We start from the raw sequence: 10,020 nt of genomic DNA, 5'->3' as shown, positions 1-10,020 counted from the left end.
CCCACCAACACTATTTATCATAGAACCGAAATCTGTTAAATAGTAGTAAAAAGACGATTATAGGGACTTTTAACTTGAATAAAATACTTATTTTTCAAATAATAATTGTTACATACAATGTCACAATTATAACTTATTAAAATATGCAATGATTTATGAAAGTGCTGTAAAAGTTATCATAATAGGAAAAATGTTGATTTGTAATAATTGAGACGAAAATATTAAAAATTACAAAACATTTCACTCCATTTAAAGCCCCTTAACGAATGGGGTTATAGGGTTTCCTTTTGAATCCACACCGTGTAGTATATTGCATGTAGTCGAAACAGTGGCTAAATAAATAGCTTAGTAATAGCTAAATAAATAAGGAGTTTTATTTAACATGAAATTTAACAAAATGATTCTAGGAACAACATTTGCATTGTCAGCATTATTTGCGACAGCAGGATTTAACACTGAAGAAGCGAAAGCAGCAGAATGGACTGCACGTAGTGTCGAAGAAGTTTCAGCTGATATGCAAGCAATTGATGAATCAACTTCTGAGTATACAGTAGTATATGGCGATACTTTATCAGTAATCGCTAGTGCAGCAGGTGTTGACGTGAATACACTAGTACAAATCAATGAAATTGAAAATGCCAATTTAATTTTCCCATCTAATTCTATTTCATTTACTAAAAATGATGAAGGTGAGGTTAATGAAGTTGTTATTGAAGATACAAACAATAAAAAAGATACTTATAAAGTAGAAGAAGAAACTGTTGAGAAAACTGAAACAGTTGAAGAAGCAAGTGTTGAACCAGTTGCATTTGAAGTAGAAGAAACGGAAGAAGTAGCATCTGTAGAAACAGCTTCTTATGAAGCAAAAGAAACAACTCAAGCAGTATCTACAACTTCAACATCTTCATATTCAGCAGCTTCAGAGATTCCTTACCAGGTATTACAAGTAGTTGAGAGCGAAGCGGGTCCAAGCTATTCTGAAAAAGCAGCAGTATTTTCAGTAATTGTTAACCGTGCAAATTCAGGCAATTGGGGTGGTACTTCATTCTTATCAGTAGTTAACGCACCAGGCCAATTTGAAGTTGTTTCAAATGGTATGGCTGCAGGAGCAACAGTTTCTGATGAAACTTACCGAGCTGTAAATGATGTATTAACAAATGGTGTAACGACATCAGCTGAATCATTCCGTGCTTCAGGCGATGGTGTGACTAACGTATTCTTCTAATAAAAAATAAAATACAATAGACGGAAAAATCGGGAGATTCTCCCGGTTTTTTTATTATTTTTCATAAGATTAATAGTAAAAAATATTTGTTCGTTTAAATTTCAATAGAATAATAAAAATACACAATGTGAAGAGATAAAAGAGAGTATAAATATCTAAAAGAGAGATGATGAATAAATTTATAATATAAAGACACAAAAAAAGCTGCTGTTCATAGAAACAACAACTTAATAAATTCTTCATTTGAACACGCCTAGAGGGAATCGAACCCCCATTATAAGAACCGGAATCTTATGTGATATCCATTACACTATAGGCGCAAATGGTCTTAAGATCAACATTAACCATAACAGAATTATTATAGCCTAGTTTTCAGATGAATACAAGTGAACTTTAAATATAGAAATGCAGCAAAGCTACTATTATAAATGCGGTATTAGGGCACCTTAGAGCACTAAATTAACGCTTATGAGCTAATGAGCTTTTGAGTTTGCCTGTTGGGTAAGAAGATAAGTGTATGCTAGAATAATTACGTAAATTAATGGAGTTTTATTTGTTGACCAATTTTGACCATAAAGGTATAATACATATATACAAGTTTAAAAGGAGGATATTTAAATGAATTTAGTACCTACAGTTATTGAACAATCATCTCGCGGTGAACGTGCTTACGATATATACTCTCGCTTATTAAAAGACCGTATTATTATGTTGAGTGGAGAGGTAAATGATGACCTAGCTAACTCAATTATTGCACAATTATTATTCCTAGATGCACAAGATCCAGATAAAGATATCTACCTATACATCAATTCACCAGGTGGATCAATCACTTCTGGTATGGCGATTTACGATACAATGCAATTTGTACATGCTGATGTACAAACAATTATTATGGGGATGGCAGCATCAATGGGCTCATTCCTAGCAGCGGCAGGAACTAAGGGTAAACGATATGCATTACCGAATGCTGAAATCTTAATTCACCAACCATTAGGTGGCGCACAAGGACAGGCAACTGAAATTGAAATTGCAGCACGCCACATCTTAAAAACTAAGGAAAAAATGAATCGCTTGTATTCTGAAATGACTGGTCAACCAGTTGAAGTAATCGAACGTGATACAGACCGTGATAATTGGTTAACGGCTGATGAAGCTTTAGAGTACGGTTTATTAGACCAAATCATGACTAAAAACGATGAACTTGAAAAATAAACTTTCAATTAAATGGAAAAGGAAGTGGGGCTAGTACCTACTTCTTTTTTGTTATATTTGGATTACTTCCTTTCATAAAAAGAAGATAGGTTATCAGTAATTATTATATTGATTATGGGACCTGACAATAAAAGTCTTCAAAAGCTTGCAAGCGGATAAATTTATTGGTATCATAATCGTGTAAAGAGGTTTGGTTCTTTGGAATCTTATTTTTTTACTGCAAGGTGGTCAAAAAAAGACATCCCGGACTAAATAAGTCCAACTCTTTTTTACTCTGTGTATTTGTACTAGGAAAGTGGGGACTATGGACGAATTATTTAAAAGTATTACCGAAGTAGTTCCAGAAGTTCAAAAGAACTATTTTGATAGAATCTCAGTTTTACAAAGGATTTTCAAAGATGGTCCTATTGGTCGTAAGGGACTAGCTGAAAAGCTAGGAATCACGGAAAGACCATTACGTACAATTACAGATGTTTTGAAACAACAAAATCTCATTGAATCATCTCCTGCTGGTATGACTATTACTTCAAAAGGAGAAAGAGCAATTGCTACAGGTCAAGAGTTGTGGCGTGATACAAATGAAATTCACCTACAAGAACAGTACTTGGCTGATGTGCTCAACATAGCAGATGCTCGAATTGTTTCAGGAGACATAGATCAAGATCAACATATATTGTTTGAAATGGGTCTACAAGTTTCAAAATACTTGGACAAAAAACTGCCTAGCGGTAATCATACGATTGCTGTTACGGGTGGTTCGACTATGCTAGAGGTTAGCGAACATGTTCAATTAGCGCCTTCAGCTGACAAACACTTTACCGTGGTTGCAGCTAGAGGAGGAATAGGAGATGCTTCAGCAACTCAAGCTAATACGATTAGTGATATTTTAGCTCAAAAATTGCATGGACATAACATTTCTTTATACGCACCTGAGAACCTATCTGAGGTTGCAAATATGGCTTTAATGAATGATCCAGTAATTCAATCAACTTTAAAACGATTAAAAGAGGCTAACATTTTGCTTTTCAGTGTTGGTAATGCTAAAATTATGGCAAAGCGTAGGGGACTTGATTCAGAGAGTTCTTCTAAGATTAAGAGTAACCACGCTGTAGGGGAAGTGTTTGGGTGTTTCTTCGATAAAGAAGGTAAAATTGTTCACCGAATCCCTAGAATAGGTCTTCAACTAGAAGACTTGGCAGAGATCGATTTGCCAATTCTTATCGCTGGAGGCAGTGTAAAAGCAGAAGCAATAAAAGCTTTTGCAAAACTCGCACCTAAGCAGTTAGTCATTATAACTGATCAAGGTGCCTCAAATATGGTTTTAAATGGGGAATCCCATTAAAATAATTTTGTATTCCATTAAGGAGGAATTTTGTAGTATGGCAATTAAATTAGCAATTAACGGTTTTGGTCGTATCGGTCGTTTAACTTTACGTCGTATCTGGGAAGAAAATGAATCAAATGTAGAAATCGTGGCAATCAACGATTTAACAGACAACGAATTCTTAGCTTACCTATTAAAATATGATACTGCTCATGGTACTTTCAACCACGATATCGAAACTACAGAAAATGGTATTTCTATCGATGGTAAAGAAATCACAGTATACTCTGAACGTGATGCAAACGATTTACCTTGGGGTGACTTAGGTGTTGATATCGTTCTAGAATGTACTGGTTTCTACGCTACAAAAGAAAAATCTCAAGCACACATCAATGCTGGTGCTAAAAAAGTTATCATCTCAGCTCCTGCTGATGCTGAAACTAAAACAATTGTTTACGGTGTAAATGAAGATATCATTGACGCTGAAGACACAATTATCTCAGGTGCTTCATGTACTACTAACTGTTTAGCTCCTGTAGTTAACGTGTTAGAAAAAGAATTTGGTATCAAACATGGTTTAATGTCAACAATCCATGCTTACACTTCTACACAATCATTACAAGATGCACCAAACGGTAAAAAAGGTAACTTCCGTAATGGTCGTGCTGCTGCAGAAAACGCTATTCCAGCATCTACTGGTGCAGCTAAAGCTGTAGGTCGCGTTATCCCTTCTGTTAACGGTAAAGTTGATGGTACTGCTATCCGTATTCCAATCGTTACTGGTTCAATGACTGAATTCTACTCAGTTTTAGACAAAGAAGTAACAGCTGAAGAAGTAAATGCTGCTATGGAAAAATATGCTAATCCATCATTCTTATACAACACTGATGAAATTGTATCTTCTGATATCGTTGGTGTTCCAGCTGGTTCAATCTTCGACGCAACTCAAACTAAAGTTATCGAATCTGAAGATGGCCAATTAGTTAAAACTGTTGCATGGTACGACAACGAAGCTGGTTTCGTTTCTCAATTCGTACGCTTAATCGAATTCTTTGCTGCTAAACAATAATTAGTTGTTTAAAAGTAAAATCAGTTGAATTTGGGCGGGAAGCTTCGCGCTTCCTGCCCTTTTTTATTGATTAACAACTTAAGATAAGGAGTGCTATTTTAATGGCTAAGAAAACTGTAAAAGATATTGATTTAAAAGGTAAAGTTGTTCTAGAACGTGCTGACTTTAACGTTCCAATGGACAAAGACCTAAATATTACTGATGACAACCGTATTGTTCAAGCTTTACCAACTATTGAGTATATTCTTGAGCAAGGTGGACGTTTAGTATTATTCTCTCATCTTGGTAAAGTAAAAACTGAAGAAGATAAAGCTTCTAAATCTTTACGCCCGGTTGCAGAACGTTTATCTGAAAAATTAGGTAGAGAAGTTACTTTTGTAGCACAAACTCGTGGTCAAGAATTAGAAGATGCGATTGCCAATCTAAAAGATGGTGAAGTCTTAATGTTCGAAAACACTCGTTTCGAAGATGTAGACGGTAAAAAGGAAAGCAAGAATGATCCGGAATTAGGTAAATACTGGGCTTCATTAGGAGATGTATTCGTTAATGATGCATTCGGTACTGCTCACCGTGAGCATGCATCTAATGTTGGCATTTCAAATAATATCGAGGCTGTTGCTGGTTTCTTAATGGAGAAAGAAATTCAGTTCTTAGGCGATGCAGTTAATGAGCCAAAACGACCATTCGTTGCAATCTTAGGTGGCGCGAAAGTTTCTGATAAAATTAGTGTAATTGAATCATTACTAAATAAAGCTGATAAAGTTTTAATCGGTGGTGGTATGGCTTATACCTTCATGAAAGCTCAAGGTTACGAAGTTGGTGGTTCTCTATTAGAAGAAGACAAGATTCCATTAGCGAAAGACTTAATGGCACGTGCTGGTGATCGTTTAGTATTACCTGTTGACTTTGTTGTTGCAGATGCTTTTGATAATGATGCAAATACTGACGTTGTTGACGCAGATGGTATCCCATCAGATTGGCAATCATTAGATGTAGGTCCTAAAACTGTTGAATACTATGCATCACAAGTTGCTGATGCTAAAACGGTTGTTTGGAATGGCCCAATGGGTGTATTCGAAATGCCAAGCTTTGCTAAAGGTACAAATGGTGTTGGTGAAGCTATCGCTAATTTAACAGATGCTACTACTATCATCGGTGGTGGAGATTCAGCGGCTGCTGCATACCAATTAGGATTAGCCGATAAGTTCTCACACATTTCTACTGGTGGTGGGGCATCATTAGAATTCTTAGAAGGTAAAGAATTACCTGGTATCGCTGCAATTGCGAACAAATAATTGACGTAAATAAATTGAGTAAAACTTTTCGTAAAGGAGTTTTTAATATATGCGTAAGACATTAATCGCTGGTAACTGGAAAATGAATAAAACCGCTGCTGAGGCTCATGAATTCATTGCTGCACTTAAGGAAGGTTTTCCTAAAACAGAAGCTGAAACTTTAATCGCATCACCTGCAATCTACATTGAGAAATTGATTGAAGAAGTAGAAGGTACTAACATTCAAATCGGTGCACAAAATGTACACTTTGAAGATGAAGGTGCTTTCACTGGTGAAATTTCTCCACTTGCTTTAGAAGCGTTGGGTGTACCGTACGTTATTATCGGACATTCAGAGCGTCGTGAATTATTTGGCGAAACTGATGAAGATGTGCGTAAAAAAGCAGCAAGCATTTTTAGCCACAACATGACACCAATTATTTGCTGCGGTGAAACATTAGAAACTCGTGAAGCTGGGCAAGAAAAAGAATGGGTTAGCGGACAAATTCGTGCTGCTCTAGAAGGTTTAACTGCTGATCAGATCGCTCAAGCTGTCATTGCATATGAACCAATTTGGGCAATCGGTACTGGTAAAACTGCTTCTGCTGAGGATGCTCAAGACATGTCAGCGCACATTCGTGATTTATTATTCGAAATCGCTGGTAAAGAAGCCGCTGACCAAACACGTATTTTATATGGTGGTTCTGTAAAACCTGGAAATATTGCTGAATTACTTGACAAAGAGGATGTTGACGGTGCGCTCGTAGGAGGAGCTAGTCTTGATGTTACTTCTTACATCGCATTATTAAATGGAGGTAAATAACACATGTCTAAATCACCCGTAGCTATTATTATCTTAGATGGATTCGGTTGGAGAGAAGAATCATATGGTAATGCTGTAGCACAAGCAAATAAACCAAACTTTGACCGTTACTGGAATGAATTTCCACACGCTACAATGAAAGCGTCTGGGTTAGACGTAGGGCTACCTGATGGACAAATGGGTAACTCTGAAGTTGGCCATACAAATATTGGTGCTGGCCGTATTGTATACCAAAGCCTAACTCGAATTGACAAAGCTATAGAAGATGGAGAGTTTGCTGAAAATGAAGCATTGAATGGTGCTTATTCTCACGTAACTGATAACCAATCTGCTTTGCATATCTTTGGATTATTATCTGATGGTGGGGTACATAGCCACTTACGTCATATTGAAGCATTGATTAAAGATGCTAAAGCTAAAGGTGTTAAAAAATTATACCTTCATGCTTTCCTAGACGGACGTGATGTTGATCCACATGCAGCGCCAGGATACATTGAATCGCTTGAAAAAGTAATGGCTGAAGAGAACTTAGGTCAAATTGCTTCAGTTTCAGGACGTTACTATGCTATGGACCGTGATAATCGCTGGGAACGTGTACAAAAGGCTTACGATGTCATCTTTAATGCTAAAGGCGAAACTGGTGAAGACGCAATTGAAGTTGTTAAAGCTAACTATGCTGAAGATGTAACTGATGAGTTCGTAGTGCCTACTTTAATTGTTGATGCTAATGGCAAACCAGTAGGCCAGGTAGAAGATAATGATGCAATTATCTTTGCAAACTTCCGCCCAGACCGTGCTATCCAACTTTCAGATGCTGTAACTGCAAATGAGTGGGACAACTTTGATCGTGGTAATGTGCCAACAAATGTGAAATTTGTATCTATGACTAAATATAAAGATACAATTCCTGCTGATATTGCATTCAAACCAATTGCATTGAAAAATGTACTAGGGCAAGTGTTATCTGATAACGGTCTAAACCAATTACGTATTGCTGAAACTGAAAAATATCCACACGTAACATTCTTTATGAATGGTGGAACAAACGATGAGTTTGAAGGCGAGAAACGTATATTGATCAATTCACCTAAAGTTGCGACTTACGATTTGAAACCGGAAATGTCTGCTTATGAAGTAACAGATGCATTAGTTGATGAGATTGAAAATGATCGTCAAGATGCAATTATCTTAAACTTTGCTAACCCAGATATGGTAGGTCACTCAGGTATGTTAGAACCTACTATTAAAGCAATTGAAGCTGTTGATGAATGTTTAGGTCGTGTAGTTGATGCCTTATTAGCTAAAAACGGAAAAGCAATAATCTTTGCTGACCACGGAAATGCGGAAACAGAATTAAACGAAGATGGTTCACCTAATACCGCGCATACAACAGTACCTGTGCCACTAATTGTGACTGAAAAAGGTATTGAATTACGTACAGATGGTCGCCTAGCTGACGTTGCACCAACAATGTTAGATTTATTAAATATTGATCAACCAGCTGAAATGACTGGAGAAAGCTTAATTAAGCACTAAACAATGAATATCTATACCTACTCATTAGTGGGTATGGTATAATATGAATGTAACAAATTTAAAAATTATTTTGAATTTAAAGGAGAGAAATTATGTCTGTAATTACTGATATTTATGCACGCGAAGTCTTGGACTCACGTGGTAACCCTACCGTAGAAGCTGAAGTTTACACTGAAGCTGGAGGATTTGGTCGCGGAATCGTTCCTTCAGGTGCTTCAACTGGTGAACACGAAGCTGTTGAATTACGTGACGGTGATAAAGAACGTTACTTAGGTAAAGGTGTTCAAAACGCTGTAAACAACGTGAACAATGCTATCGCGGATGCAATTATCGGACTTGACGTAACTGATCAAATCGGTATTGATGCTGCTATGATTGAATTAGATGGTACAGCAAACAAAGGTAAATTGGGTGCTAACGCTATCTTGGCAGTTTCAATTGCTGCTGCTCGCGCTGCTGCGGATGAATTAAACATCCCGTTATACAACTACTTAGGTGGTTTCAATGCAAAAGTATTACCAACACCAATGATGAATATTGTTAACGGTGGTTCTCACTCTGATGCACCTATCGCTTTCCAAGAATTTATGATTATTCCAGCTGGTGCTTCTTCATTCAAAGAAGCTTTACGTTGGGGTGCTGAAACATTCCACGCATTGAAAAAAATCTTATCTGATCGTGGTTTAGAGACTGCTGTTGGTGATGAAGGTGGATTTGCGCCTCGTTTTGAGGGAACAGAAGATGCTGTTGAAACTATTATTCAAGCAATTGAAGCTGCTGGTTACAAACCAGGTGAAGACATGTTCTTAGGTTTCGACTGTGCTTCTTCAGAATTCTACGAAGATGGCGTATACAACTACGCTAAATTCGAAGGTGAAGGCGGAGCTAAACGTAACGCTGAAGAACAAGTTGCTTTCTTAGAAGAATTAGTTGCTAAATACCCAATCATTACTATCGAAGATGGTATGGACGAAAATGACTGGGATGGATGGGCATTACTAACTGAAAAATTAGGTGAAAAAGTACAATTAGTTGGTGACGACTTATTCGTAACAAACACTGAAATTTTAGAACGCGGTATTACTAACCACGTTGGTAACTCAATCTTAATTAAAGTTAACCAAATTGGTACTTTAACTGAGACATTCAACGCTATTGAAATGGCTAAACGTGCAAACTACACAGCCGTAGTATCTCACCGCTCTGGTGAAACAGAAGATTCAACAATCTCTGATATCGCTGTAGCAACTAATGCTGGTCAAATCAAAACTGGTTCATTATCACGTACTGACCGTATGGCAAAATACAACCAATTATTACGTATCGAAGATGAATTAGGCGAATTAGCTGAATACCAAGGGCTAAACGCTTTCTACAACTTAGAAAACAAATAATTTAAATTAGCTTATCACTTTTGAATATTCAGACAGTTAACATCTAAGCACAGGTACACGAGTATCTGTGCTTTTTTATTTGGTTCTGTGTTGCATAAATTGAATCAATACCGACTGCAAGAACTTACGGTTCTGTGTCAAATAGTGTTGGTGACCAAAA

At 36.9% G+C, this 10,020-nt stretch carries 8 protein-coding genes and 1 tRNA gene; 8 read left to right on the top strand and 1 reads right to left on the bottom strand.

Annotation, left to right across the window (positions count from 1 at the left end):
• Positions 1-382: 382 nt before the first annotated feature.
• On the top strand, positions 383-1,225 hold the full coding sequence (locus HMPREF3116_RS05870; RefSeq protein WP_070468304.1) for a cell wall hydrolase: 843 nt from the start codon (positions 383-385) through the stop codon (positions 1,223-1,225).
• A 248-nt stretch (positions 1,226-1,473) separates the two neighbouring features.
• Here HMPREF3116_RS05870 and HMPREF3116_RS05865 read toward each other — a convergent pair.
• Positions 1,474-1,545 (bottom strand) — tRNA-Arg (locus tag HMPREF3116_RS05865).
• A gap of 298 nt (positions 1,546-1,843) precedes the next feature.
• On the opposite strand from HMPREF3116_RS05865, the gene clpP reads away from it, so the two are divergent.
• The 7 genes from clpP (at position 1,844) to eno (ending at position 9,860) form a co-directional block, all read left to right on the top strand.
• Positions 1,844-2,440 (top strand): ATP-dependent Clp endopeptidase proteolytic subunit ClpP, encoded by a 597-nt coding sequence (gene clpP / locus HMPREF3116_RS05860; protein ID WP_070468302.1) that lies wholly within the window; start codon positions 1,844-1,846, stop codon positions 2,438-2,440.
• 304 nt (positions 2,441-2,744) lie between these two features.
• The gene (locus HMPREF3116_RS05855) at positions 2,745-3,782 is read left to right on the top strand and encodes a sugar-binding transcriptional regulator (RefSeq protein WP_070468300.1); all 1,038 of its coding nucleotides are present in this window, start codon (positions 2,745-2,747) and stop codon (positions 3,780-3,782) included.
• Between the two features lie 37 nt (positions 3,783-3,819).
• Positions 3,820-4,833, top strand: coding sequence for a type I glyceraldehyde-3-phosphate dehydrogenase (gene gap / locus HMPREF3116_RS05850; protein ID WP_070468298.1), 1,014 nt, complete (start codon positions 3,820-3,822; stop codon positions 4,831-4,833).
• 101 nt (positions 4,834-4,934) lie between these two features.
• Positions 4,935-6,128: a phosphoglycerate kinase gene (pgk, locus tag HMPREF3116_RS05845; RefSeq protein WP_070468295.1), complete on the top strand. Its 1,194-nt coding sequence runs from the start codon at positions 4,935-4,937 to the stop codon at positions 6,126-6,128.
• Between the two features lie 49 nt (positions 6,129-6,177).
• The gene (gene tpiA, locus HMPREF3116_RS05840) at positions 6,178-6,930 is read left to right on the top strand and encodes a triose-phosphate isomerase (RefSeq protein WP_070468293.1); all 753 of its coding nucleotides are present in this window, start codon (positions 6,178-6,180) and stop codon (positions 6,928-6,930) included.
• Between the two features lie 3 nt (positions 6,931-6,933).
• Entirely contained in the window at positions 6,934-8,466 is a 1,533-nt protein-coding gene (gpmI, locus tag HMPREF3116_RS05835; RefSeq protein WP_070468291.1) for a 2,3-bisphosphoglycerate-independent phosphoglycerate mutase, read from the top strand.
• A gap of 92 nt (positions 8,467-8,558) precedes the next feature.
• Positions 8,559-9,860 carry a phosphopyruvate hydratase gene (gene eno, locus HMPREF3116_RS05830; protein WP_070468289.1) on the top strand — a complete coding sequence of 434 codons (1,302 nt, stop codon included), beginning with the start codon at positions 8,559-8,561 and terminating at the stop codon, positions 9,858-9,860.
• Positions 9,861-10,020 lie beyond the last annotated feature (160 nt).

It is taken from the genome of Aerococcus sp. HMSC10H05, assembly GCF_001806975.1.
Classification (GTDB): Bacteria; Bacillota; Bacilli; order Lactobacillales; family Aerococcaceae; genus Aerococcus; species Aerococcus viridans_B.
The sequence above is the reverse complement of the archived record's forward strand: the minus strand, read 5'-3'. Positions and strand labels throughout refer to the sequence as shown.

Bases quoted from the DNA above. Each gene is read 5' to 3' on its own strand.
- clpP (WP_070468302.1), top strand. From the start codon at position 1,844: ATGAATTTAGTACCTACAGTTATTGAACAATCATCTCGCGGTGAACGT.
- gpmI (WP_070468291.1), top strand. From the start codon at position 6,934: ATGTCTAAATCACCCGTAGCTATTATTATCTTAGATGGATTCGGTTGG.
- HMPREF3116_RS05870 (WP_070468304.1), top strand. From the start codon at position 383: ATGAAATTTAACAAAATGATTCTAGGAACAACATTTGCATTGTCAGCA.
- eno (WP_070468289.1), top strand. From the start codon at position 8,559: ATGTCTGTAATTACTGATATTTATGCACGCGAAGTCTTGGACTCACGT.
- gap (WP_070468298.1), top strand. From the start codon at position 3,820: ATGGCAATTAAATTAGCAATTAACGGTTTTGGTCGTATCGGTCGTTTA.
- tpiA (WP_070468293.1), top strand. From the start codon at position 6,178: ATGCGTAAGACATTAATCGCTGGTAACTGGAAAATGAATAAAACCGCT.
- HMPREF3116_RS05855 (WP_070468300.1), top strand. From the start codon at position 2,745: ATGGACGAATTATTTAAAAGTATTACCGAAGTAGTTCCAGAAGTTCAA.
- pgk (WP_070468295.1), top strand. From the start codon at position 4,935: ATGGCTAAGAAAACTGTAAAAGATATTGATTTAAAAGGTAAAGTTGTT.